Annotated in this window: 23 protein-coding genes; 8 read left to right on the top strand and 15 right to left on the bottom strand. The window is 63.5% G+C overall.

Annotated features, from left to right (window positions below; translation table 11 throughout):
- Positions 1-132 precede the first annotated feature (132 nt).
- Together ACIQLI_RS01500 and ACIQLI_RS01495 are read left to right on the top strand one after the other, a co-directional pair.
- Positions 133-717 carry a heme-binding protein gene (locus tag ACIQLI_RS01500; RefSeq protein ID WP_400384300.1) on the top strand — a complete coding sequence of 195 codons (585 nt, stop codon included), beginning with the start codon at positions 133-135 and terminating at the stop codon, positions 715-717.
- Positions 718-797: 80 nt separating this feature from the next.
- Entirely contained in the window at positions 798-1,523 is a 726-nt protein-coding gene (locus ACIQLI_RS01495; RefSeq protein WP_400384297.1) for an ankyrin repeat domain-containing protein, read from the top strand.
- A gap of 14 nt (positions 1,524-1,537) precedes the next feature.
- Here ACIQLI_RS01495 and ACIQLI_RS01490 read toward each other — a convergent pair whose 3' ends face one another.
- Genes ACIQLI_RS01490 through ACIQLI_RS01480 form a run of 3 tightly spaced genes read right to left on the bottom strand, consistent with a single transcriptional unit; the run spans position 1,538 to position 4,186 of the window.
- A complete protein-coding gene (locus ACIQLI_RS01490) occupies positions 1,538-2,752 on the bottom strand; it encodes an acetyl-CoA acetyltransferase (RefSeq protein WP_400384294.1) in 1,215 nt (404 codons plus the stop codon).
- A complete protein-coding gene (locus tag ACIQLI_RS01485) occupies positions 2,749-3,435 on the bottom strand; it encodes a CoA transferase subunit B (protein WP_400384291.1) in 687 nt (228 codons plus the stop codon). The genes ACIQLI_RS01490 and ACIQLI_RS01485 overlap by 4 nt, the downstream gene beginning before the upstream one ends.
- Positions 3,436-3,454: 19 nt before the next feature.
- Entirely contained in the window at positions 3,455-4,186 is a 732-nt protein-coding gene (locus tag ACIQLI_RS01480; protein WP_354228681.1) for a CoA transferase subunit A, read from the bottom strand.
- 177 nt (positions 4,187-4,363) lie between these two features.
- Between ACIQLI_RS01480 and ACIQLI_RS01475 the strand changes: the two genes are divergently transcribed.
- A complete protein-coding gene (locus ACIQLI_RS01475) occupies positions 4,364-5,125 on the top strand; it encodes an IclR family transcriptional regulator (protein WP_400384288.1) in 762 nt (253 codons plus the stop codon).
- On the opposite strand, the gene ACIQLI_RS01470 is transcribed toward ACIQLI_RS01475, so the two are convergent.
- The gene (locus tag ACIQLI_RS01470; protein ID WP_400384285.1) at positions 5,118-5,690 is read right to left on the bottom strand and encodes a GNAT family N-acetyltransferase; all 573 of its coding nucleotides are present in this window, start codon (positions 5,688-5,690) and stop codon (positions 5,118-5,120) included. The genes ACIQLI_RS01475 and ACIQLI_RS01470 overlap by 8 nt on opposite strands.
- Positions 5,691-5,900: 210 nt before the next feature.
- Here ACIQLI_RS01470 and ACIQLI_RS01465 point away from each other — a divergent pair, with 210 nt between their 5' ends.
- Positions 5,901-6,587 (top strand): fasciclin domain-containing protein, encoded by a 687-nt coding sequence (locus tag ACIQLI_RS01465; RefSeq protein WP_207596042.1) that lies wholly within the window; start codon positions 5,901-5,903, stop codon positions 6,585-6,587.
- Between the two features lie 99 nt (positions 6,588-6,686).
- Here the strand turns inward: ACIQLI_RS01465 and ACIQLI_RS01460 are convergent, their stop codons facing one another.
- The 10 genes from ACIQLI_RS01460 to purU form a co-directional block, all read right to left on the bottom strand.
- Positions 6,687-6,881 (bottom strand): hypothetical protein, encoded by a 195-nt coding sequence (locus tag ACIQLI_RS01460; protein WP_400384282.1) that lies wholly within the window; start codon positions 6,879-6,881, stop codon positions 6,687-6,689.
- 51 nt (positions 6,882-6,932) lie between these two features.
- On the bottom strand, positions 6,933-8,963 hold the full coding sequence (locus tag ACIQLI_RS01455; protein WP_400384279.1) for a BCCT family transporter: 2,031 nt from the start codon (positions 8,961-8,963) through the stop codon (positions 6,933-6,935).
- Between the two features lie 385 nt (positions 8,964-9,348).
- Positions 9,349-10,155: an IclR family transcriptional regulator gene (locus tag ACIQLI_RS01450; RefSeq protein WP_354228687.1), complete on the bottom strand. Its 807-nt coding sequence runs from the start codon at positions 10,153-10,155 to the stop codon at positions 9,349-9,351.
- Between the two features lie 128 nt (positions 10,156-10,283).
- A complete protein-coding gene (locus ACIQLI_RS01445) occupies positions 10,284-11,519 on the bottom strand; it encodes a molybdopterin molybdotransferase MoeA (RefSeq protein WP_400384276.1) in 1,236 nt (411 codons plus the stop codon).
- 124 nt (positions 11,520-11,643) lie between these two features.
- Positions 11,644-12,861 (bottom strand): formaldehyde dehydrogenase, glutathione-independent, encoded by a 1,218-nt coding sequence (gene fdhA / locus ACIQLI_RS01440; protein WP_026005570.1) that lies wholly within the window; start codon positions 12,859-12,861, stop codon positions 11,644-11,646.
- A 199-nt stretch (positions 12,862-13,060) separates the two neighbouring features.
- Entirely contained in the window at positions 13,061-15,379 is a 2,319-nt protein-coding gene (locus ACIQLI_RS01435) for an FdhF/YdeP family oxidoreductase (RefSeq protein ID WP_400384273.1), read from the bottom strand.
- A gap of 10 nt (positions 15,380-15,389) precedes the next feature.
- The gene (locus tag ACIQLI_RS01430; RefSeq protein ID WP_400384270.1) at positions 15,390-16,274 is read right to left on the bottom strand and encodes a bifunctional 5,10-methylenetetrahydrofolate dehydrogenase/5,10-methenyltetrahydrofolate cyclohydrolase; all 885 of its coding nucleotides are present in this window, start codon (positions 16,272-16,274) and stop codon (positions 15,390-15,392) included.
- A complete protein-coding gene (locus ACIQLI_RS01425; protein WP_400384268.1) occupies positions 16,271-16,897 on the bottom strand; it encodes a cyclodeaminase/cyclohydrolase family protein in 627 nt (208 codons plus the stop codon). Before ACIQLI_RS01425 ends, ACIQLI_RS01430 begins: the two co-directional genes overlap by 4 nt.
- A gap of 134 nt (positions 16,898-17,031) precedes the next feature.
- Positions 17,032-19,524, bottom strand: a complete 2,493-nt coding sequence (locus ACIQLI_RS01420; RefSeq protein WP_400384265.1) for an FAD-dependent oxidoreductase — start codon at positions 19,522-19,524, stop codon at positions 17,032-17,034.
- A 47-nt stretch (positions 19,525-19,571) separates the two neighbouring features.
- Positions 19,572-20,486, bottom strand: a complete 915-nt coding sequence (gene purU, locus ACIQLI_RS01415; protein ID WP_354228697.1) for a formyltetrahydrofolate deformylase — start codon at positions 20,484-20,486, stop codon at positions 19,572-19,574.
- Between the two features lie 120 nt (positions 20,487-20,606).
- Between purU and ACIQLI_RS01410 the strand changes: the two genes are divergently transcribed.
- The 4 genes from ACIQLI_RS01410 to ACIQLI_RS01395 all read left to right on the top strand — a co-directional run bounded on the left by ACIQLI_RS01410 (position 20,607) and on the right by ACIQLI_RS01395 (position 24,136).
- Positions 20,607-21,287, top strand: coding sequence for a GntR family transcriptional regulator (locus ACIQLI_RS01410; protein ID WP_400384262.1), 681 nt, complete (start codon positions 20,607-20,609; stop codon positions 21,285-21,287).
- A 160-nt stretch (positions 21,288-21,447) separates the two neighbouring features.
- Positions 21,448-22,362: a pyridoxal 5'-phosphate synthase lyase subunit PdxS gene (gene pdxS, locus ACIQLI_RS01405; protein WP_400384259.1), complete on the top strand. Its 915-nt coding sequence runs from the start codon at positions 21,448-21,450 to the stop codon at positions 22,360-22,362.
- A gap of 6 nt (positions 22,363-22,368) precedes the next feature.
- The gene (locus ACIQLI_RS01400) at positions 22,369-22,593 is read left to right on the top strand and encodes a hypothetical protein (RefSeq protein ID WP_354514149.1); all 225 of its coding nucleotides are present in this window, start codon (positions 22,369-22,371) and stop codon (positions 22,591-22,593) included.
- Between the two features lie 205 nt (positions 22,594-22,798).
- Positions 22,799-24,136, top strand: a complete 1,338-nt coding sequence (locus ACIQLI_RS01395; RefSeq protein WP_400384257.1) for an MFS transporter — start codon at positions 22,799-22,801, stop codon at positions 24,134-24,136.
- Positions 24,137-24,238: 102 nt separating this feature from the next.
- Here the strand turns inward: ACIQLI_RS01395 and ACIQLI_RS01390 are convergent, their stop codons facing one another.
- Positions 24,239-25,171 carry a LysR family transcriptional regulator gene (locus ACIQLI_RS01390; protein WP_400384254.1) on the bottom strand — a complete coding sequence of 311 codons (933 nt, stop codon included), beginning with the start codon at positions 25,169-25,171 and terminating at the stop codon, positions 24,239-24,241.
- Positions 25,172-25,174: the final 3 nt, after the last annotated feature.

Below are 25,174 nucleotides of genomic sequence, written 5' to 3'. Positions count from 1 at the left end.
CTGATACTGGTGGCGGAAAGGCTGAGCCCGGGAACGGCGACCGGGCGATGTGGCGTTGGGGGCGTCCGCGGAAGCATGGAGATGTACCCGCTGCCAACCACTGCACCCGACGCTCACTACAAGGAGAACCCCGTGAAGAAGTCCAACAAGATGATCGCCGCCGCCGCTGCCGGAGCACTGCTGCTCACCGGCGGTGTTACCGCCGTGGCCAACGCCGTGTCACCAGCCGCAGCACCGGCTGCCGCACAGGCCGCTCCCGCGAAGGTTGCGGCCGAGGTCCAGCCCGCGCCGGAGAACGTTGTTGCCCAGAACCGTATCTCCGTAGGTGCCTCAAGCGCAGCCGTCAACGCAGCGCTCGCCAAGTGCCAGGCGGACAAGCTTCCGTTCGTCACTGTGGCCCTGGTTGACCGTTTCGGTACCGTCCAGGCGCTCCTTCGCGGTGACAACGCCGCCGAGCACACCATCGAAGCCGCCAAGCAGAAGGCCTACACAGCAGCCGCATTCGGTGCTCCCACCAGCGAACTCGCCAAGCGCATCAACGGCAACGGCCCGTCCATCGCAGACCTCCCCGGCACTCTGTTCCTGGCCGGCGGCGTCCCGCTGAAGGTCAACGGCGTGTCGGTGGCCGGCATCGGAGTTGGCGGCGCACCCGACGGCGCCCTCGACGAAGCCTGTGCCACGGCCGGTGCCGAAGCCTTGGCCGCGGCAGCGAAGTAGCCATGAATCCTCGAGGAGTTTTTGTACAGATACCGCCCTTATGGAAGCGTTTTAGGGGCGTTATCTGTACAAAAACTCCAGTGGTGGGGGCTGGATTGCTGGTGCTCGCGCTGCTGTCCGGATGTACGACGGCGGCAGCCCCGCCGTCCGGCGCGCAGGCTTCCAGCACGACGCCGGTCGCCCCGCCTTCCAGCGCGCAGGCTTCCAGCACGACGCCGGTCGCCCCGCCTTCCAGCACGGAGGCTTCAGGCCCGGCGTCGTACGCTGGCCCGGCGTCGTCGTCTGCTGTGCCGCAAAAACTGTCACCGGAGGCCCAAATCGAAACTGACCGGCTCTTGATCCTCGCCGCAAAGGCCAACGACGCCGCGAGGGTTCGCGAACTCATCGCGGCCGGCGGAAACGTCAACGCCAAGGACGATATCCAGGACTCCGCGTTCCTGTATGCGGGTGCGGAGGGCTTCAATGAGGTCCTGCAACTGACGTTGGATGCCGGAGCGGATGTTCGCAGCACCAACAGGTACGGCGGCACTGCGTTGATCCCGGCGAGCGAGCACGGGCACACGGACACCGTCCGGATCCTCATTGCGGCCGGTGTCCCGGTGGACCATGTCAACAACCTGGGCTGGACGGCCATGCAGGAGGCCATCCTGCTCAACAACGGCGGGCCCAACCAGCAGGACGTGGTGCGGCAACTCCTCGAGGCCGGAGCCAACCCGGACATCCGCGACCCCCAAGGCCGAACCGCCCTGCAGAACGCAGAGCGGCTCGGGTTTACGGAAATCGCGGAGCTGATCCGGTCCCGCTGATCCAGTCCCGCTAGTCAGACGGCTTCCAGCACGCTCACGTAGTTGGCGATGCCGACGCCACCCATGTTCTGCACGGCACCGCGGCGGGCATTCGGGAGTTGCATGTCCCCCGCGGTGCCCGTGAGTTGCATGGCCGCGATGACATGCTGGGACACGCCTGTGGCGCCCACGGGGTGTCCCTTGGCTTTGAGTCCGCCGGAGACGTTGATGGGCAGCTTCCCGTCCTTGTATACCCAACCCTCCTGGACCGCGCGCGCACCTTCGCCGCGAGGTGTGAGCCCCATGGCCTCGTACATGATGAGCTCGGCGATGGTGAAGCAGTCGTGCACCTCGGCGAAGTCCAGGCCCTCAAGCCCAACGCCGGCCATGCCCAGCGCACGCTCCCACGAGGCCCTGGTGGCGGCGAACTCGGTGGGATCGCGCTTCTCCGCGGGGAAGAAGTCGTTCGCATGACCGAACCCGGCAAGGCGCACAGGTGCAGTTGCGCCCCCGGTCGCCGACGTGGAAAGCACGACGGCGGCGCCACCGTCCGAGACCGGCGAACAGTCCGTGCGGCGCAAGGGCTCGGCCACCATGGGATTCTTCTCGGAAATGGTTCGGCAGAATTCCTCGCCGAAGTCGCGATGCATCTGGGCATAGGGGTTGTCCATGCCGTTCCGGTGGTTCTTGGCGGCAATGGAACCCAGGACATCGCCGAGGCCGTTTTCAAAACCCGGGCCACTGATGCCAGCCCCGTAGCGCTTCCCGTAATGTTTGGCCACCTCAGCGAACAGGCCAGTGAATCCCGTGGAGGACGCCTTGCCCGCCATCTCGTACGAAGCGCCGAGGAGGGCTGCCCCCACCACATCCGCTCCGGCGTCGGTCATTTTCTCTGCGCCGATCACCAGGACGTTGCGTGCGGTTCCGGCCAGCACCGCTTTGACGCCCTGCTGGAACGCAGCCGATCCGGAAGCGCAGGCGTTTTCAGTGCGCGTTGCGGGGACGTTGGCAAGGTCCGCTGACAACTGGAGGGCCAGCGATGACGTGAAGCCCAGAGGCTGCATGCCGGAGTTGAACTGGCCGAGGTAGATCTCGTCGATGTCCTTGGGGTCCAGCCCCGAGTCCTTGATGGCTTCGCCGGCCACCTGGACGATCAGCGACTCCAAGGTGTCATCCGTCAGCTTGCCGAACTTGCTGTGTCCCCATCCCGTGAGCAGGATGTCTTTTCCGAACTGGTCTTTCAGGCTCATGCGTTGGCTCCTTCAAGCGTGTGTTCGTCAGAGGTGAGCGCTTCAGTGAACTCCGCGTCCGTCTTGCTGCGGAGCTCCTCCACCGTGGCGCCCGGGGCGAGACGGGTCAGCAGAAGGCGGGTGCCGCCGTCGTGGGTTTCTTCGATGTCAAAAACGGCGAGGTCCGTGATGATCCGGTCAACGCACCTGAGGCCCGTCAGCGGCAGCGTGCATTCGCGGACGATCTTGGCCGTGCCGTCCTTGGCATTGTGCTCCGTGAGGACCACCACACGCGGTGTCCCGGCCACCAGATCCATGGCCCCACCCATGCCTTTGACCATCTTGCCGGGGATGGTCCAGTTGGCCAGGTCCCCGGAGCCCGAGACCTGCATGGCACCCAGGATGGCCACCTTCACGTGACCGCCGCGGATCATGCCGAACGACGTGGCGGAATCGAAGATGCTCCCGCCTGGGGTGATGGTGACGGTCTGCTTGCCGGCGTTAATAAGGTCTGCGTCCTCCTCGCCTTCATAGGGGAAGGGGCCCATACCGAGCAGGCCATTCTCGCTTTGGAGGACCACCCGCACGCCGTCGGGCAGGTTGTTGGCCACCAGCGTGGGGATGCCGATGCCGAGGTTGACGTAGTCGCCGTCGTTCAGTTCTTCGGCCGCGATGGCGGCCATCTGGTCACGTGTCCATGCCATGGTGAATGCTCCTTTGCTTCTAAACCGTGAGGGCTTCGGGGCGTTGCGTCACGGCACGCTGCCGGACCGTGCGCTGTTCGATGTCCTTGACCCGTGCGGTGGCCTGAACCAGCCCCTGCACGTAAACACCGGGGGTCACGATGTGGTTGGGATCCAGCTCGCCGGGCTGCACAATGACCTCGGCCTCCGCGATGGTGACTTTCCCGGCGGTGGCCACCACCGGGTTGAAGTTCCGGGCGGTGTAGCGGTAGATCAGGTTGCCGTCCGTATCGGCCGTGTGGGCGTGAACCAGCGCGACGTCGGCGGTGATGGCGCGCTCGCGGACGTACGTGACGCCGTCGAACTCTTCCAGCGGCTTGCCTTCGGCAACCAAGGTTCCCACCCCGGTGCGCGTGTAGAAGGCGGGGATGCCGGCGCCGCCGGCACGGAGCCGCTCAGCCAGGGTGCCTTGCGGCGTGAACTCCACCTCGAGTTTCCCCGCAAGGTACTGCTCGGCGAAAAGCTTGTTCTCGCCTACGTAGGAAGCAATGACCTTCCGGACCTGGCCGGCCTCGATCAGGACGCCGAGACCCTTGCCATCCACCCCCATGTTGTTGGAAACGATGGTGAGGTCCTTGGCGCCCGATTCCCGGACGGCATCGATCAGGTCCGCGGGGATTCCGCTCAGGCCGAAGCCCCCGACGGCGATGGTCAGGCCGTCTGCCATCAGGTTCTGCAGCGCTTGGGCTGCGCTCGCGTACATGGTGGACATTCCGAACTCCTCGTTGAGCCTATGGATGATGCGTCCACTTTGTGGACTGCGCTTCTTTAGGACTGAGCCTAGGTTTCGTTCACGATTCCCGCAACGGCTCGCGGTATTGGCTACTCACGGTGTGGACGCTAGGCTTAAAGCTGTCCATATTGTGGATGAAATTTCCCGGAGGGTGTTGTGGCGGTACAAGGAGCGCAGGTCGTCGGCAGGGTAGCGCAGTTGCTCAGGCTCGTGGGCCGCAAGCCTGAGGGAACCTCGCTGGCGGGGCTGGTCCGGGAATCCGGGTTGACGCGGCCAACAGTGCACCGGCTGCTGACCTCGTTGGCTGCCGAGGGTTTATTGGAGCACGACGCCGGCAAGTGGGTGCTGGGGCCGGAGATCTTCCTGCTGGGATCAGTGGCGGCTGCCCGGTTCCCCATGGAGGACATCGCCCGTCCATCGCTGCGCAGGCTCGCTGCGGAAACGGGGGAGAGTGCGTTCTTCTCCATCCGCCGCGGGAACGAAACCATCTGTGTTCTGCGGGAAGAGGGTGCGTTTCCCGTGAGGTCGTTTGTCCTTCACGAAGGAGTGCGCTTTCCGCTGGGGGTGGCTTCTGCGGGGACCGCCATCATGGCCTTCCTTCCCCCGGAAGAACAGGAATCATTGCTGGAGAAGTGGGCAGCCCACGCTGGCGATTTCGCCGTGGGACATCCTGCCGATGTGGTGCGGGACAACCTGGAACGGACGCGGCTGGCGGGGTACTCCGTCAATCCGGGGCTGATCCTGGAGGGCAGCTGGGGCATGGGAGCCGCAGTGTTTGACCAGCAGGGCCAGCCGGCGTGGGCTCTTTCGCTGACCGGGATTGAGCCCAGGTTCCGTCCGGACCGCCAGGAATTCCTGGGCAGGCTGCTCCTCGAGGAAGCCCACCGGATGACGGCAAGGTTGCAGGGCGCTAGTTGAGGTCCAGGCGCATCAGGACCCTGGGGAAGCCATTGAGGACCGACGTCGTCTCGGTCACCTTCTTGAAGCCCGCCTTCTCGAATAATCTGCGCGTGCCCACGTACGCCATGGTCAGATCCACCTTGCCGCCCTTGTTGTCCACGGGATAACCCTCAATGGCGGGCGCGCCGTGGCTCTTGGCAAAGTCGATGGCCCCGCGCAGGAGTTCATGGGAGACTCCCTTCCCGCGATGCCCGGGCCGTACCCGGATGCACCAGACCGACCACACATTGCTCTCGTCCACGTGGGGGATCTTGCGGTTCTTCGCGAAAGTGGTGTCCGCGCGGGGGTGGACCGCTGCCCACCCCACCACTTCGTCGCCGTCGTACGCCAAAACGCCGGGAGGCGGATCCTCTGAGACCAGCTTCTTCACGAACTTCCCGCGCTCCTGTTTCTGGAGCTCCTGGTTCAGTTTGGACGGGATCCTGTAACTCAGGCACCAGCACACGTTGGAATCAGGGCTCTTGGGCCCCACCATGGTCTTCACGTCATCGAACACCGCTGCGGGTCGAACCTCGATAGCCATGCGGCCCATCCTGTCACCGGGTTGAACCCCTTCACCAGTCCTGCGGAGGTTGGTTTAAAAAACTTTTTCAATCCGCACCCATCCACCCCGTCCCATCCTCCGAATAGCTGGTGAGACACAAACCGCCGGTGAAGCAAAAGCAGCATCAGCAGCCAGTGTCCCACCACCCAATGGACCCAACGCCCTGGTTCCAAAAACAAGGAGAATGACATGTTGTCCACAAAGCGCCCCGCCCTCGCCTTCGTTGGCCTCACTGCAGCCGCCCTTCTCGGTCTTACTGCCTGTGGTGGTTCCAGCACCTCCACTTCGCCCTCCTCGGCATCTGCCGCTCCGGAGACGTCCTCAGCCATGCCGTCTGCTTCGCCGTCGGCCTCCGCCATGAGCAGTGCCGCCATGGATCCGGCCGCCAACCTTGTTGGCCCCGGCTGCGCCGGTTACGCCGCACAGGTTCCGGACGGTGCCGGTTCGGTAACGGGCATGGCCAAGGATCCGGTAGCCGTAGCAGCTTCCAACAACCCGCTGCTCAAGACCCTGACCGCCGCGGTCTCGGGCAAGCTCAACCCCAAGGTGGACCTGGTCTCCACCCTGAACGGCAGCGAATTCACGGTGTTCGCACCGGTTGACGATGCCTTCGCCAAGATCGACCCCGCAACAATCGAGACGCTCAAGACGGACGATGCCCTGCTGAGCAAAATTCTCACCTACCACGTAGTCCCCGGTCAGCTGACCCCGGACCAGATCGTCGGCACCCACAAGACTGTCCAGGGTGGCGAAGTGACGGTTGCCGGCACCAAGGATGCCCTCACGGTTGACGGAGCCTCCAACGTGATCTGCGGTGGCGTCCAGACCGCCAACGCTACGGTTTACCTGATCGATTCAGTGCTGATGCCCAAATAGGCCTTAGGGCTTTAGAGACACCACACAGTAGACACACAACAGAGCAGGCGCCGGAATCCGGCGCCTGCTCTGTTGAGTTGCGGAGTGTTGTGGTGAGGCCTAGCGGCCGAAGTCACTGTCGACGTAGGAGCCGGCCCTGTTGTGTTCCGATCCGCACGGGCAGTGGTCAACCTCAATCCGGACTGTCATTGGCTTGGATGAGTCCAAGGTAAGGGTCACATCCTCGCTGGCTCGGGTATTGCGACTGTCCCGGGAGTTGAGGCGGAGGGTGCCTTGGGCAGATGTTTTGGGCATGGTGGACCTTCCTGGTGTGTGAATGCGTGAAGGGGGTTGGCCAAAGCCGGGTTACTTGCTGGTGGAGTCCTGGGGTGGCTTGCCAACCAGGGGGATGGTTCCCGTAGGTGTTCCCCCGGAGCAGTCGGAATCCGTGCATTTTTCAGCGCAGTCGTGCCTGGTGACGAGGTCAAACTGAACGCCGCCGTGCTGCTCGACGCCCGTCCGGATGGCTCGTTCCACCACGGAGGTGGCCAGACGTTTGTGCAGTTGCAGGGGATCGCGGCGAAGGTCCTTGACCAGGGCGAAACAGAGCAACAGCATGACGATCACAAATGGCAGGGCAGCCACAATGGTCACCCTTTGCAGGCCGGACAATGCCTCCGATGGTTTATCGCCGCCGGCAAGCAGCATGACCGCTGCCACTGCGCCGGTGAGGCTTCCCCAGAAGATGACGACTCCTCGACGCGGGTGCTCAGCACCGTTGGAGCTGAGGGATCCCATCACGATCGAAGCTGCGTCGGCACCTGTGACGAAGAAGATCGCCACCAGGACCATGGCCAGGACAATGACGGCTGCTGTCAGCCAGCCGGGCATGCCCAGGTTCTTGACGAGGTCGAAGAGGGCGCCATCGAAGTTGATGGAGGGAGCGCCGTCCACCATGGTCACAAGCCCGGGAGTGCCGGCCTTGTCCGCTTCCTGCTGCACGTGGAAGGCGGCGCCGCCGAAGATCCCGAACCAGATCACGCTGACTACGCTCGGCACCAGCAGGACACCGGTGACGAACTGGCGGATGGTGCGGCCGCGGCTGATGCGGGCAATGAACATTCCCACGAAGGGCGTCCAGGAGATCCACCAGGCCCAGTAGAAGATGGTCCAGCTGGTCATCCAGCTACGCAGGGAGTCGTCTCCCACAGCTTCGGTACGCGAGGACATTTCGGCCAGATCCCGGGCGTAGTCACCCACGGCTGAGGGGATCAGGTTGAGGATGAACAAGGTGGGTCCGGCGACGAACACGATCAGGGCCAGGACAACGGCCAGGACCATGTTGATGTTGGACAACCACTGGATGCCGCGGCTGATGCCTGAAACAGCAGATGCCACGAAGCAGAATGTCAGGATGGCGACGATGACCACCAGCACCGGGGTGCCGATTTCGCCCAGCCAGCCGTTGGACGTCATGCCGCTGCCGATCTGGAGGGCTCCGAGGCCCAGTGAGGCAGCAGTTCCGAAGAGTGTGGCGAAGATGGCCAGGATATTGATGAACTTGCCGAGCGGCCCTTCCACCATGCGAATGCCAAAGAGCGAGGTGAAGGCTGCGGAGACCAGTTGCTTGCGGCCCAGGCGGTAGGTGCCGTACGCCATGGCGATGCCGACTACTGCGTACATGGCCCAGGGGTGCAGGGTCCAGTGGAAGATCGAGGTAGCCATGGCTGTCTGGATGGCCGCGGGTGTGCGGCCGTCCACGGTCCCGGGTGGTGGTGAGATGTAGTGGTACAGCGGTTCGGCAACACCGTAGAACATGAGCCCGATGCCCATGCCGGCGGCGAACATCATGGCCACCCAGGAGACGGTTCGGAACTCGGGCTTCTCTCCATCCTTGCCCAGCGGGATATTGCCAAACTTGCCGAGGGCAAGCCACAGGACGAAGACGACGAACAATGAGGCGAGGACCATGAAGAGCCAGCCCGTGTATTCCATGACCCAGTTCAGGGCGCCCTTGGAGGTATCGGAGAGGCTGTCCCGTCCAACAAAGCCCCAGACCACAAAGGCGACGGCGATGGCGCCCGTGATCCCGAAGGTGACTTTGTCGAGGGTAAGTTTGCGGTTCCGGCGGGCAGAGACGGCCTGCTCGGTCTTGGCGTGGCGCAGCTCTTCCATGATCTGTTCGTGTTCAACAGAATCGGAGAGGGGATCTACGCCTCCGTCCTCAGCGTTGAGGGCTGCCAGGTTGGTGTCGTCGGGGGAGACTCTGATGACTGCTTCAGGGTTCTCCGCGTGGGCGGGGTTGGTTGGGCTGGCTGCACCCGGGGTACCTGCAACGTGATCGTCGGCAGGTAATTCCTCGGGTGTCAGCGGTTTTGTGTCACTGTTTGTAGCCATGAGCGGGTCCTTTGCTCGGCGTGTCATGAGCCTGAATTTCTACGAGGCCTTGGTGAATGGGTCGGTGGGAAGGTTGGGTCTTCCTCCGATCCGATGGTCATGGCGGGCCGTGGCGCCTCCCCGGGTGCGCGGTCACGGAGCGGGCAGGCGATAGGGATGATGCACCTCTTCTGGTTCGTGGGACGGGGGCGGTTGACTGCTCCAAGCCGTGTTCCGCAGGAATCAACAACATCCGCGCTATGCAACAGAGTGCGCTCCGTCACATCCAAAGTCAAGGGATCCACGCTCTTTAACAGCAGATTGATATATCAATTGGCTGGAAGCGGGGCGTTGCGTATCATGGGTTTCGTTGCGAATAGCGCGTCCCCAGAAGGTGAAGGAAGTGCTAGCGCCGCCTGTACCCCATCCGGGTGCTGATAGTCAGTCCGGCCTCCCGGAGGCCTTCAACAAGCCCAGGCTGGTCCTCCGGTGCGAACCGGAACGCCGGTCCGGAGACGCTGACGGCGGCGATGACGCTTCCGGCGTGGTTGAAGATGGGCACGGCGATGGCAGTGAGGCCAATTTCAAACTCTTCGTGGACAGTGGCGTACCCGTTGCGGGCCACGTCCAGCAGCTGCTTTTCCAGCTCTCCACGGTTGGTGACGGTACGCGGCGTACGCGCGGGCAGGCCCACGGCCTTGAGAATCTGGTTGCGTTCGTCGGCGGTCAGCGCAGCAAGAAGGACCTTGCCGCTGGACGTGGCGTGCAGCGGCGTCAGGCTGCCCACCCAGTCGTAGGTGGCCAGGGTTGAGGGTCCCATGGCCTGGTCCACGTTGACGGCATAGTTCGATCGCAGGACGGCCAGGTTGACGGTCTCCTTGTACTCGGCCGCCAGCGCCTCCAGGACTTCCCGTGCTTCATGCACCACGCTCAGCCTGCCGGGAATGGAAGACGCCAGCCGGAGGATCCCAAAGCCCAGCTGATACTTGCCGCGCTCACTGTTCTGCCTGACGATGTCCCGGTTGACCAAGGAGCCCACCAGCCTGGACACGGTGGATTTGTGGATGCCCATTTCTTCCGCGATTTCACTGACTCCGGCATCGCCTTCACGGGCCAGGATTTCCAGGATCTGGAGCGCGCGGTCCACAGATTGGACGCCGCCGCCTTGGGCGTCTGCGTCCTTGTCGATCTCCGGGTTGCTGCGTGCGGCCATGATGCCTCGTGTCGTTGTCCAGGCAGGCCGACCTGGGCTGGTAGCGCTGTCCGGCCTGCACGCTCGTCGTTCCTCATCCTAGACGGAGTTTTGCACGGACTCTTTCACGCCTTGGGGCCTCGCGTCATCTATACGCTGGGAGCTGTCCATGGAAGCGGCAAGACGGAAACGGGCGCGCCGGCTGCCACCCCTTCGGGGGGAACAGCCATGTAGCCGTCGGCCCAGGCAAGCCCACGCATCATCCCCGGACCTGTGCGGGACGTGGGGAACGCGAGGTCGTGGATGGAAGTGCAGGGCATAAGCCGCGTCCGCCCTGGACAAGGCTCGATGTCCGCACCGGACGTCACCAGGCGGGCTGCCCGAAGAGGCCGGTTTCCCAGTGCTGCCAGCAGGGGTTCGCCCAGGGTCATGAGCGCCATCATGGCGGCCAGCGGATTCCCCGGGAGTCCGATGACGAATCGGCCATCTGGAAGTTCAGCCAACACGGCAGGGTGGCCGGGTCGCATGGCAATGCCGTCCAGGAGAAGCCGGCCGCCGAGCGCGGTGATGGCATCGCGGAAATGGTCTGTCCCGGATTTGCCTGTCCCGCCGGTGGTGATGGTGACGTCCGGCGGTATGCCCTCAGGAGCATCTCCCAGCGCTGCCAGCCATTCCCCGTACGAGTCGCCAATCCTGAGCTGGCCCGCGGGCTCCGCGCCCAACTGCAATATGACGGCATCCAGTTGCGGTCCGAACGCGTCACGGACCTGTCCCGGTCCCGGCTCGCCCGAGGTCACTACTTCCGAACCGGTCAGTACGACGGCGGCCCTCGGCTTGCGCTGTACCTGGAGGTAGTCGTGGCCTGCGACGGCGGCCAGGGCGATGTGTGCAGGGTTGAGGTCTGTGCCGGCGGGGATGAGGACATCGCCGGCTGTGGCTTCTTCCCCGGCTGGACGGATGTGCCGGCCGGGACGTGCCTCATCCGGTTTCGCATCAGGTGTCAGCGTGAGGCATTGGATGCCGGATCCATCCGCGAAAACGTGGCCGCTTTCCTTGCGCAGGACTGCTGTGGCGCCGGCGGGTACGAGCCCGCCGGTGGCAATGACGCTTGCTTCTCCGGCGGAGAGTTGCCGCCCTGGCGACGCGAGGGTCCATGGACCGCTGCCGTTGGTGGCCCAGCCGTCCATGGCTGACGACGCATAGTGAGGAAGGTTTCGTTGCGCGGTGACGGCGCTGGTCAGGGTCCGCCCGATGGCTTCCCGGAGGGTGACGTTCACCGGAGGAAGCGGGCCGCCGCAGTGGTAGGCCAACTGCCGGGCTTCAGCCCAGGTGGGTGCGGGCCGCCGCAAAACGGAAGTGCCGGCGGCGGTTTCTTGGGTAAGCATGGATCTTCGCTTCCTGGGGTGGTGCTGCTGTCTCACCACAGATACCGGGGACTGCCCGGCCTTCCCGTCATGCTTGCCGCGCAGTCCCCGGTATCCGTGTGGTGCGTACTGAGCCGGTGGTGTACTAGGCCTTCACGTAACCGTTGGGGTTCAGTACGAACTTTGTTGCCGCTCCGGCGTCGAATTCGGCGTAGCCGCGCGGAGCGTCCTCGAGGGGGATGGCCTGGGCGTTGACTGCCTTGGCGATCTGGACCTTGTCATGCAGGATGGCCATCATCAGCTGGCGGTTGTACTTCATGACCGGGCATTGGCCCGTGGTGAAGGACAGGGACTTGGCCCAGCCGGTACCAAGGGACAGCGAGAGGGAGCCGTGCTTGGCAGCGTCGTCGATTCCACCCGGATCGCCGGTGACGTAGAGCCCGGGAATGCCCAAGGATCCACCGGCTGCAGTGATGTCCATGAGGGAGTTCAGTACGGTGGCGGGGGCCTCGTGGGAGGCGTCCTTACCGTGGCCGCGGGCTTCGAAGCCCACCGCGTCCACGCCGCAGTCAACCTCGGGAACGCCGAGGATCTGCGCGATCTGTTCCTTCGGATCGCCATTGGACACATTGACGGTTTCGCAGCCGAAGGACCGGGCTTGCGCCAGCCGGTCCTCGTTCATGTCGCCCACAATCACGACGGCGGCGCCCAACAGTTGAGCGCCGACGGCGGCGGCAAGGCCCACGGGCCCGGCACCTGCGACGTACACCGTGGAGCCAACGCCGACGCCGGCGGTGACGGCGCCGTGGAAACCTGTGGGGAAGATGTCCGAGAGCATGGTCAAGTCCATGATCTTCTCAAGCGCCTGATCGCGGTCAGGGAAGCGCAGCAGGTTCCAGTCAGCGTAGGGAACCAGCACAAACTCTGCCTGGCCGCCCACCCAGCCTCCCATGTCCACGTAGCCGTAGGCGCTGCCGGGGCGGTCAGGGTTGACGTTGAGGCAGATGCCGGTCTTCTGTTCCTTACAGTTTCGGCAGCGGCCGCAGGAGATATTGAACGGCACCGAGACGATGTCGCCCACCTTGATGAACTCGACGTCGGGTCCCACCTCCACCACTTCGCCGGTGATTTCGTGGCCGAGCACCAGGTCCTGTGGAGCTGTGGTGCGGCCGCGGACCATGTGCTGGTCCGAACCGCAGATGTTGGTGGTCACGGTGCGGAGGATCGCGCCGTGTGGCACTTTCCGCCCGACGTTCGCGGGGTTGACGCCCGGCCCGTCCTTAAGCTCAAACGTTGGGTAGTCAGTGTCAATAATTTCGACGACACCGGGTTCCTTGTAGGCGACTGCTCTGTTTCCTGACATGGTCACTCCCTGTTCTTTGGCTATTGCTGAAATCTGCTGCCCAATGGTCCGAAAGTGGTGCTTCGGTGAAGAAATACCTCCCCAGGTTTCAGGCCACCGAAGCACCATTCACGGACAACCGGACTGCTGATATTTTCGTGAATGCTCTATAGATATATCAGTCATCCTAGGTGACGCAGCTCATGCTGTACAGCGCCGCCTAGGCTTTCTCCAGTCTGATGATCACGGACTTGGACGTGGGCGTGCCGCTGGTGTCCGCAACGGAATCGAGGGGCACCAGGACGTTGGTCTCCGGGTAGTACGCTGCGGCGCACCCCTTGGGCGTCGAATAGGCCACGAGCCGGAAGTTCTCCGCCCGGCGGTCCGTTCCCTGGAATTCGGAGATCAGGTGGACCATGTCCCCGTCGGCAAAACCCAGCTCCGTGATGTCCTCGGCGTTGATGAGCACCACCCGCCGGCCGCCGTGGATGCCACGGTAGCGGTCGTCCTTGCCATAGATGGTGGTGTTGTACTGGTCGTGGGAACGCAGGGTTTGAAGAACCAGCCGGCCGGGCGGGACCTTGATGAACTCCAGCTCGTTGCCTGTGAAATGTGCTTTCCCGGACGCGGTGTCGAACTTCCTGGCATCGCGCGGTGGATGGGGCAGCACAAAGCCGCCGGGATGCTGGATCCGCGCTTCAAAGTCCTCAAAGCCATCGAACACGGCTTCGATGTGTTTGCGGATCAGTGTGTAGTCGTCCCGCATGGCCAGCCAGGAAGCCTGGGGCGTGTTGGGCAGGCGTTGGTGACCGTCTTTGAACAGCCTGTCTGCAAGGTTGCAGACAATGGCTACTTCCGAGTGGAGGTGGTCACTGGCAGGTTTGAGCCGTCCCCGTGATGCGTGCACGGCGCTCATGGAATCTTCCACGGTGACCCGTTGATCCCCGGTGCGCTGGGTATCTTTCTCGGTGCGTCCGAGGGTGGGCAGGATCAGCGCCCGGCGACCTGTGGACAAATGGGAGTGGTTCAGCTTCGTGGAAATCTGGACACTCAACCGGGTGTTGGCCAAGGCCAGCTCGGTCACGTCCGAATCCGGGGCGGCCCGGACGAAGTTGCCGCCCATCCCCATGAAGAACCGGACTTTCCCGTCCCGCATGGCGCGGATGGCTGCGACGGTGTCAAAGCCGTGCTCCCGCGGAGAGCGGAACTCGAATTCCTGGTCCAGCCGGTCGTGGAACGCCTCCGGCATTTTTTCGAAGATGCCCATGGTCCGGTCACCTTGGACGTTGGAGTGGCCGCGCACCGGGCAGACGCCGGCGCCGGGCTTGCCGATGTTGCCCTGGAGCAGCAGGACGTTGACCACATCGCGGAGGGTAGGCACGGAATGCTTGTGCTGGGTCAGTCCCATGGCCCAGCACACAATGGTGGCGCTGGAAGCGAGCATCCGCTCACCGGTTGCATGGATCTGTTCCAGGGTGAGGCCGCTTGCCTCCACAATGTCATCCCACTCCACCTTCTCCAGGAACCGCAGGTAGTCATCGATGCCCACGGTGTGGTTGTCAATGAAGTGGTGGTCCAGGACCGTTTGCAGGCCCGGGGTGTTCCGTCCGGCGGCTTCGGCTTCCAACAGATATTTGCCGAGGCCTTGGAAGAGGGCCTGGTCCCCGCCGGCCCGGATCTGCAGGAAGTCATCCGTCAGCTGCGTCCCTTGAATCATTCCGGCCACATGCTGCGGGTTCTCGAAATGCAGGAGCCCGGCCTCGGGAAGGGGGTTGACGGAAACGATGACCGCGCCGTTTTTCTTCGCCTTTTCCAGGGCACTGAGCATACGCGGGTGGTTGGTGCCGGGGTTCTGTCCGGCGACGAAGATCAGCGATGCCGTTTCCAGGTCCGTCAGGCTGACAGAGCCCTTGCCAATGCCGATGGTTTCCACCAGCGCGGAGCCGGAGGACTCGTGGCACATGTTGGAACAGTCCGGAAGGTTGTTGGTACCGATGCCGCGCACCAGGAGCTGGTACACGAACGCTGCCTCGTTGGAGGTGCGGCCCGAGGTGTAGAAGACCGACTGATCAGGGTGGTCCATACCCCGCAGCTCCTCGGCCATGAGGTCATACGCTTCCTCCCAACCGATGGGCGTGTAGTGCGTTGCGCCTTCATCGAGGAACATCGGGTGCGTGATCCGGCCCTGCTGGCCCAACCAGAAATCATCGCGGGTCTTGAGCTCGGCAACGGAATGCTTGGCGAAGAACTCGGGCGTGACGCGGCGTCGGGTGGCTTCCTCGGCCACTGCCTTGGCGCCGTTCTCGCAGAACTCTGCCGCATTGCGCTTCTCATGCTCAGGCCAGGCGCAACCCATGCAGTCGAACCCGTCCAACTGGTTCACCGCCAGCAAGGTCTGGACGCTTCGCAGCGGTCCCATCTGTTCCAAGGAAATTTTCAAGGCATTGGCAACAGCCGGGATGCCCACAGCCTTGGTCTTGGGTTTGCTGACGGTCAGCTTTGACTCATCAATGTTCTCGCGCGGAGCTTTGGAATGCATGGGAAACCCTTCAGATCCGGGAAGTGGAAGCAGTCAGCAGCGCGGCGGGGGACTGCTGCCGGGCGGCTTCCGTTGTGTGCAGCAGCAACAGTGCTGTGGTTACAGAGCCCACACCGCCTGGAACCGGACTCAGGCCGGCGGCGACTCCGGTGACGCTGGCTTCGTCGACGTCCCCCACCAGGGAACCGTCAGGCAGGACGTTTGTTCCGACGTCGATCACTACCGCCTCCGGTGAGACGTCGCTGCCCTTCAGCAGCCCGGTGCGCCCTGCGGCAACAACCACGACGTCGGCGGCCCGGGTGTGGCGTTCCAGCGGCCCCGATTTGGAATGGCAGATGGTGACGGTCGCGTCCCGCTCCAGAAGGAGCAGGGACAGCGGCTTGCCCACCACGGCGGAACGTCCGACGACGGTGATGTTCCGGCCCGCAACCGGGATTTCAAAGTGGTCCAGCAGTTCCACCACCGCCCGCGCAGTAGCGGGTGCGAAGGCCGGTTGGCCCACAGCCAAGCGGCCGAGGCTGAGGGGATTGGCGCCGTCGATGTCCTTCTCCGGGGCGATGTGCCCCACCAACCGGTCTGCCCGAACGGCGGCCGGCAGGGGAGTTTGGAGGATGATGCCGTGGACGGTTGGCTCCGCGCTGAGATCCGCCAGGACACTGGCCAGCGCTTGTTCGCTGGCGTCGTGGCCAAGATCGACAATCCTGCATCCAATTCCTGCGCGTTCTGCTGAACGCTCGATCGAATGGACGTACCAGAGCGTTGACTCGTCCTCCGTGGCCACCACAACAGCGAGGGTGGGCCGCGTTCCATCGGAGCCAAGGCTGCGGGCCTCATCCTGGGCTTGCTCCCGGATCAGGGAAGCGAGTCCCTTACCGGAAAGAACTGCAGTGGTCATGAGAGGATCCTTTCGCGGACACGCTTGACCAGGGCGTCGGCGGCCAGGACAACTTTGTCCTCAAGGCCGTCCGTCTGCTCCGCCAAACGCGTGCGGGCTGCGGTGTCTTTGATGGCCACCACGTTGATGTCGATGTTGACCCGGGCAGTGGTGGCGGCAGCGCGGGCTGCATCTGCTGCCGCTGCGACGTCGCTGATGACATTGGGGTTGGCCACGTCGAAAAGTTCGGTGGCGAGGTCCACCACCTCACCGGAAACCTTGATGAGCTGGGCAGGCGTGTGCGCGGCCTGGACCAGGGCGTCCCGGATGGCGGCGGTCTTTGTTGCCTTGAGTTGCCCGGTTTCTGATGGCAGCTTGTAGGAATCGATAACGGACTGGAAAGCGTGTTCGTCGGCGTCCGCCAGACGCAATGCCTCAATGATCAAGTGGTCGGCTGCGCTGGTGATCCTGGCGACGAGAGCCGCGTGCTGCTCATATTTTGGTCCGGTGGTGTATCTGGCCACCATCGCCACCAAGGCAGCACCCTGTGCCGCGTGCAAGGCCGCAGCTGCACCGCCACCGGGGGTCGGCTGACGTGAGGCAAGCCGGGAGAGGTAGTCATTGATGGTTTCTGAGCTGATCATGTGCCGTCCTGGCTGAACTGGGGAGAAGGCTGAACTGGGGGAGAAGGCTGAGGGGCAAAGCTGCGGCCCGGACCCTCCCGGCCGCGAAGGAGGAAGGGGCCCGGGCCGCATTCTGTGGCGAACTACGTGGCGTTTTAGCCGCGGAGCCTGCTCATGGTGGGGTCGTACAGCGGATCCTGGGTCACGGTCGCCTGGATGCGGCGGCCGAAGTACTCGATTTCCACGGAGTCTCCGATTGATACTGCAGCGGGCAAGTATGCGTAGGCAATCGGCTTGCGGACCGAGTACCCGTAAGCGGCGCTGGTCACGTAACCCACCGCTTGGTCCTTATAGAACACCGGTTCCTTGCCCAGCACCAGGCTCCTGCCGTCGTCGACCGTCAGGCAGCGCAGGCGACGGGCAGAGCCTTCCTCGGTGCGTCCTTCCAGAGCGGCCTTGCCAACGAAGTTCTCCTTGGTCATCTTCACGGCAAACCCAAGACCCGCTTCATAGGGATCGTGCTCAGTGGTCATGTCCGTGCCCCAGGAGCGGTAGCCCTTTTCGAGTCGCAGGGAGCTGAAGGCGGCACGTCCCGCGGCGATGACACCGAACGGCTGGCCGGCCTTCCACAGAGCGTCCCAGAGGCGCTGCCCGTTGTCCGCGCTGGTGTAGAGCTCCCAGCCGAGTTCGCCCACGTAGGACAGGCGCATCGCGGTGACGGTGACGCCTCCAATGGTGACCTTCTTGGACCGGAAGTACTTCAGGCCGTCATTGCTGAAGTCATCGTTGCTGACCGTGCCGATAAGGTCACGGGCCAACGGACCCCACAAACCGATGCAGCAGGTTCCGCCCGTGGTGTCGCGGACCTGGACCCAGTCCCCGGCGCTGCCGTTCTCGGTCTGGTGCCTGGCTGCACGCTCAAAGTAAGCGGTGTCGATGTTGCCGTTGGCACCCAGCTGGAACGTATCTTCGCTGAGGCGGGCCACCGTGATGTCGCTTCGCACGCCGCCGGCCTCGTCCAGGAGAAGGGTGTAGGTGACAGCGCCGGGCTTCTTGGACAGATCTCCGGTGGTCAGTTCCTGGAGCAACTTCAGGGCGCCGGGGCCGGATACCTCAAGGCGCTTGAGTGGCGTCATGTCGTACATGGCAACTGCCGTACGGGTCTTCCATGCCTCGGCGGCGGCGATGGGCGAGCTGAACATTCCGGACCAGGCATCACGGGCCGGGGGCTGCCAGTCATCCGGCATTTCCTTGAGCAGTTCAGCGTTGGCTTCGAACCAGTACGGGCGCTCCCATCCGGCGCCTTCCAGGAAGTAGCCGCCCAGCTGCTTGTGGCGGGCATGGAAGGGGCTGACGCGAAGGTTGCGGGGGGAGAGCTTGGGCTGGAGCGGGTGCATGACATCGTAGATTTCCACGAAGTTCTGCTGGGATGTTTCGCTGACGTATTCCGGGTTCAGCTGGACTTCTTCAAAGCGGTGGATATCGCAGTCGCCAAGATCGATCTGCGACTTTCCGGTGGTCAGCAGTTCGGCCACGGCGCGGGCAATGCCGGCTGAGTGGGTGACCCACACGGCTTCGGCAACGAAGAAGCCGTCGACTTCCTTGGACTCGCCCACCAGCGAGCCGCCGTCCGGGGTGAAGGAGAAGATGCCGTTGAAGCCATCCTCGATCTCGCTTTCCCGCAGTGCCGGCAGGATCTGCTTGGATGCTTCCCATGCGGGAAGGAAGTCCTCCAGGGTGAAGTCCAGGCGGGAGGGCATGTTGTGCTCGCTGATGCTGCTGGGTTCGTAGCTGCCCAATTCATCCAGATCCACGGGCATGGGGCGGTGCGCGTAGGAGCCGATACCGTAACGGTCGCCGTGCTCGCGGTAGTAAAGGTCCTGGTCCTGGTGGCGCAGGATGGGCAGCTGGGCGCCGTTGGGAAGTTCGTTCTTACCCTTCTGGGCGGGAACCGGGGTGGTCTTGACGTACTGGTGTGCCAGCGGGAGGAGCGGAACGGACATCCCGATCAACTCGCCCACCTTGGCGCCCCAGAAGCCGGCGCAGGAAACCACAATGTCCGCCGGGATGACGCCATCGGCGGTCTCGACGCCGGTCACGCGGCGGTTTGACTGCTCAATTCCGGTGACCTCGGTGTTGCCGATGTACTTCACGCCGGCAGCTTCGGTGCGCTTGATCAGCAACTGCACGGCGCGGGCCGCAAGCGCCAGGCCATCGGTGGGGACGTGAAGGCCACCCAGGATGTCTTCCTCATTGATCAGGGGGTAGAGCTCCTTGCATTCCTCGCGGGTGAGGATCTTGCCGTCGATGCCCCACGACTGTGCGTAGCCGAGCTTGCGCTTCAGGTCAGCCAGGCGCGTCTCGTTCGTGGCAACTTCAAGGCCGCCCACCTGGTTGAAGCAGCTCTGCCCGTCCTCGGTGAGGGACAGGAGTTTTTCCACCGTGTACTTGGCAAAGAGCGCCATGGACTTTGACGGGTTGGTCTGGAAGACCAGGCCCGGCGCGTGGGACGTGGAGCCACCGGGCATGTTCAAGGGGCCCTGGTCCAGGACGGTGATGTTGTTCCATCCGCGGGTGACCAGTTCGTCGGCGAGGTTGGTGCCGACGATCCCGGCTCCGATGATGACAATGCGGGGCGTGGATGTCATGGGGTTCTCCTGCTGAAGTTCGTGTGGGGTCTGGGGCGACGGGTGGCTTAGCGGAAAACCACGGTGCTGGTCTGGTCCAGCAGCACCCGGTGTTCGCAATGCCACTTGACGGCGCGGGACAATGCCAGGGCTTCGGCATCCTGGCCCACGGTTGAGAGTGTGGTGGGGCCGTAGCTGTGATCGACGCGGATGACTTCCTGCTCGATGATCGGCCCCTCGTCCAGGTCCGCGGTCACGTAGTGGGCAGTGGCACCCACCAGCTTCACGCCGCGGTCATAGGCCTGGTGGTAGGGGCGGGCGCCCTTGAAGCCAGGCAGGAAGGAGTGGTGGATGTTGATGGCGCGGCCCTCAAGGGCGCGGCAGAGATCGTCGGAGAGGACCTGCATGTAGCGTGCCAGCACCACGAGGTCCACGTTGTACTCCTCCACGAGGTCCAGGAGGCGCTGTTCAGCCTCTGCCTTGGTGTCAGGGGTGACGGGAATGTAGACGAAAGGCAAGCCTGCGGCTTCAGCCATGGCCCGGTGGGTCTCGTGGTTGGAAGCAACCACGACGAGGTCGCCGCCAAGGCTGCCGCCGCGCCAGCGGAAGATGAGGTCGTTCAGGCAGTGCCCGAACTTGGACACCATCACCAGGACCCGCTTTTTGGTCTGGTCATGGAAGCTGAACTTCATCTCGAAGCGGTCGGCAATCGCGCTGAACTCCTCTTCAAGGCGCTCCGGCGAGTAGGACAGCGGGCCCGAGAAAGCGGTCCGCAGGTGCAGCGTCTGGCGGAGGCCGTCGTCGAACTGTTGGTGCTCTTCGATGTTGAAGCCGCGTTCAAACAGGAAGGTGGTGACTGCCTGCACGATCCCGGCGCGTTCGACGCACGACAATGTGAGTACGAACTTCTGTGCTTGCTCTTCTTTGAGCAATTCGGGCTTGGGTAGTGTGCTTACCGGTGAGTCTGTAGCCACGAGGGTCATGTCTCCTCCTTTAGATATATTCCTGGGTCCTGAACTGATATATTAGGATTGGGATTCAGCGTATACTGGTGGCTCAGGCAGGTCAATAGGTTTGTCGGTTGTTAAGAAGGGGATGGCGCTGTGGCTTTTGAAACTCTGGCAATCGCCGGCCAAGACGCAAGGAAGTCCTTGGCTGACGTCGCCTACGAACGCCTCAGGGATCGACTCTTGATGTTGGACATCAAGCCCGGCGACCTCCTCAACGACGATCAGCTTGCCAAGGACCTGGAGATAGGCCGGACTCCGGTGCGTGAGGCCCTGAAGCGGCTGGAGCTGGACCGGCTGGTCATCACCTATCCGCGGCGGGGCACATTCGCCACCCGCGTGGAGGTAACCGACCTGGCTTTCATCTCCGAGATTCGGGCGCAGTTGGAGCCGCTCGCTGCCGCAAGGGCGGCCCGGGTCGCCTCGCCCGCCACCAGGCAGCACTTGCGGGACGTCATGCAAGCGGTGGAAGCTTTCGATGTCAGCGCTGCTTCAGTAGTGGAAACGCTGCGGCTCGATGCCAGTGTTCACCAAGGGATCTACGCGGCTGCCGCGAATCCCCACCTCGAAGACGTCCTCATCCGCTATGACAACCTGGCCACGCGCATCTGGTGCATGGTCCTGGATCGGCTGCCCAACCTTGAGCACCACGTGCGCGAACACCTGGATCTGCTCCGGGCTGTTATTGACGGCGATGAGGAGAAGGCTGCCGAGTTGGCCCGGGTTCACGTGAGTGGTTTCGAGCAAGCAGTGCGCCAGGCGCTTTTCGCGGCCTGACTCCGCCTGCGCTTTCCCCGACTGTTGACTCCCCGGGGGGCCGGTTGCATACTGAAAACGCCAACTAATATATCATCCGGATATCAGACTTCTGCGGGTTGCCGCTGGTCCATCCGGGCGCTTGTGATGCAATCACAGCCTTCAGCCCTTGGAGTATCGCGTGACGACAAGACCCCTCCTCTTCGAACACATCCCGCTGACGGGCAGCAGCCGCGCTAAGCGGGGCATGGCTGAGATGCTCAAGGGCGGCGTCATCATGGACGTCGTTAACGTCGAGCAGGCCCGCGTCGCTGAGGATGCCGGTGCCGTGGCTGTCATGGCGCTTGAGCGTGTCCCGGCTGATATCCGCGCCCAGGGCGGCGTGTCCCGCATGTCGGATCCGGACATGATCGATGCGATCATCGCTGCCGTGTCCATCCCGGTCATGGCCAAGGCCCGCATCGGCCACTTCGTTGAAGCCCAGGTCCTGCAGTCCCTCGGTGTTGACTACATCGACGAGTCCGAGGTCCTGACCCCGGCCGACTACATCAACCACATCGATAAGTGGAACTTCACCGTTCCCTTCGTGTGTGGCGCCACCAACCTCGGTGAGGCCCTGCGCCGGATCAACGAGGGCGCGGCGATGATCCGTTCCAAGGGCGAGGCCGGCACCGGCGATGTTTCCAACGCCACCGGCCACATGCGTAAGATCCGCTCCGAGATCGCCAAGCTCGCCGCCCTTCCCGAGGACGAGCTCTACGTTGCGGCCAAGGAATTGCAGGCCCCGTACGAGCTGGTCAAGGAAGTTGCCGCCACCGGCAAGCTCCCCGTGGTGCTGTTCACCGCAGGCGGCATCGCCACCCCGGCTGATGCTGCGATGATGATGCAGCTCGGCGCTGACGGCGTGTTCGTCGGTTCGGGAATCTTCAAGTCCGGCAACCCAGCAGAGCGCGCCGCCGCCGTCGTGAACGCCACTGCCTACTACGACGATCCCGATGTCATCGCCAAGGTCTCCCGCGGCCTGGGCGAAGCCATGGTGGGCATCAACGTGGACGACATCCCCCAGCCCCACCGCCTCGCAGAACGCGGCTGGTGAAGCCAAATGACGGATCTCGCTCTTGTTAGGACCGCTAATGGTCGCGGCCTGCGGAACGACTGGGCTCAACTCGTCGGCCACACGGTGGAGGTGTGGTTGTTGGAGCGCCACGTTCTCACCGGGGTGGTGGAGCAGGCCTCCGACGACGATTCGGTGCTCTGGATAGCGGCCGAGGGACTCTCCACCAGGAAGCTGTTCGACAAGCCCACGGGCTACCAAATCTGGGCCTGAGCAGCGCAAATGCGTTGAGGCGTAACAGATTGACAGTCTGTGAGGCGCAACACTACTTTCTCATATATCAGACCGAAGGTTTCTAGTATATTTACGTCTTTCCGCAGCGTCGCGGGAAGCAGGGCCAAGGAGAATCATGGGACTTAGCTCCACTCTGGATTCAGCACGCTTTTCTCCCTTTCATCGCAAACTAGTGGTGGGCTGCATGGGCGGCCCACTCCTCGATGGATACATGCTGAGCATCATTGGAATCGCAATGGTGGGGTTGACGGCGCAATTTGGCGCCAACGAGCTGGAAGTCAGCCTTATCGGCGCTTCCGCTCTGGTGGGTATCTTCTTTGGCGCGTTGTTCCTCGGGCCGTTGACGGATAAGATCGGCCGGCGCTTGATGTACACCATCGACCTGTGGGCGTTGGTGATAGCGTCCGCCCTTCAGTTCGTGGTCCAGGACGCCACCCAACTGATCATCCTTCGCTTCATCGTGGGACTCGCCATCGGGGCTGACTATCCCATCGCAAGCGCACTCTTGGCGGAATGGCTGCCCCAAAAGCGCCGGGGAAAGATGCTGGGCATGCTGATCACCGGCTGGTTCGCCGGCGCTGCGCTGGCGTCGCTCGTGGGGTTCATTATGTCCGAGGTGTTCGGCCCCGAAAGCTGGCGGTGGATGCTGGGTAGCTCCGCCGTGCTGGGTATTGCCGTTCTGGCCATGCGGCACGGAATTCCGGAATCACCCCGCTGGCTGCTGAACAATGGGCGGCGAAAGGAAGCCGAAGATGCACTGCGCGTGGGGCTGGGCGACCAGGTGGATGTGGCTTCAGTGTTTGCAGCGGAAGCGCACTCTCCTGCCCAGGCAGCGGCGAAAGGCAAAGTCGACTTCTCCTTGTTGCTGCGCCGCCCGTACCCCAAGCGACTGTTTTTCTGCAGCGCTTTCTACATTCTCCAAGTAACTCCACTGTTCGCGATTTTCACGTTCGGCCCCGTTATCCTCAGCTCATTCGGCCTGGGCGAGGGCAATCTGGCCAATCTTGGCTCGGTGATCATCAACGCGGTCTTCCTGCTGGGGTGCCTTCCTGCCCTTCGCCTGGTTGAGACTGTTGGACGCCGGCCGCTCATCATCTGGAGCTTCGCACTCATGGCCCTCCCGCTCTTCGTCCTCGGGTTCGCCCCGGGAGCGCCCGTTGCGGTCATCATTGCCTGCTTCTGCATGTACGCGTTCTTCTCGGGTGGCCCGAACATCCTCGAGTGGGCGTACCCCAGCGAACTCTTTCCCACGGAAGTGCGAGCAAGCGCAATCGGCATCACTACCGGTGCTAGCCGGATCGGGGCTGCAATTGGCACCTTTGTGATCCCCTTCGCCCTGCGCGATTGGGGGATTGGACCCACCATGCTGGCAGCCGCTGGACTCACAGCCCTCGGATGGTTGATCTGCGTCTTGATGGCCGAAGAGACCAAGGGCATGTCACTGGCCGCTGCAGCCGGCGGCGAGGAGGCAACGTCCGCAGCAGCGAAACAGAACCAGGCGGACGCCGCGTCCGTCCCGTAGAAGCCGCGCCCGTCGTATAGAGCCCGCGAAGGGGCACCTGTGCGCCCGTCACCATGCGTTCCGTGTGGTGACGGGCGTATGCGTCGTGGCAGCGCACTACGTTCAGCGGTCGTCCTCGGGGCGGGCCGTGAGGATCCGGTGTGCGCTCTCCTGCAGGATAGCGAGCGATTCCTGGATCAAAGGCGACGCGATGCTGCCCCTGCGCGCGGCTGCCACAATACGGCGTGCCGGTTTCCCTTTGCCGGTAATGCGTAGCCGAACCACGTTCTCGGCACTATGCAGGGGTGCCAACCGCGGCAGGAGGCCAACGCCCAGCCCTGCGCCCACGAAAGCGATTTGGGTTTCCCATTCAACGGCCTCGTGGGCAATGCGGGGTGTCACCCCTACGGCCGTGAATGCGGCTGTGAAGAGGGAGTGGTACGTGGAGCCGGCCGCCTCGGTGATCCACGGTTCTGCAGCGAGCTCTTCCAACGTCACCGTTTCCCGCGATGCCAGCCGGTGAGTAGCGGGAATGATCACGTCCAGGGGATCGTCCAGCAGAACGGTCTGTTCGAAGCGGGGATCGTCCTCAACGTGGGCGTCGGACTGCATGGCAACTATCACCGCAAGGTCGATTCTCTCGGCAACTAATAAGTCGAAGCATCGGGCAGGGTTTGCCTCGAGCACCTGCACTTCCAGCAGGGGGCGTGTGGAGCGCAGGGTGGCGGCCAGCGGCGCCAGCAACTGGGCGGCCGCCGTCGAGAATCCACCCAACCCAAACCGTGACTGCACCTGATCGCCGGCCTCCATGGCTGCTGCGCGCAGGCTCTCCCATTCGGCAATGAGGGCATCCGAACCGGCCACCAGATAGCGGCCAGTAGCGGTTAGCCGCACGCCCCGCCCGTCCTTTGCCAGCAGCTGCATTCCCAGCATGCGCTGGAGCTCCCGCAGCTGTGCAGAGACGGCGGAAGGGGAGTAACCGGTGAGCTCCGCCGTGGCGCCTATGGTGCCGCAGCGGGCAAACACCCGCAGTGTGATGAGCCTCGCATCGATCATGCA

It is taken from the genome of Paenarthrobacter sp. NPDC091669, assembly GCF_044756725.1.
In the GTDB taxonomy this organism is placed as follows: Bacteria; Actinomycetota; Actinomycetes; order Actinomycetales; family Micrococcaceae; genus Arthrobacter; species Arthrobacter bambusae_C.
The sequence above is the reverse complement of the archived record's forward strand: the minus strand, read 5'-3'. Positions and strand labels throughout refer to the sequence as shown.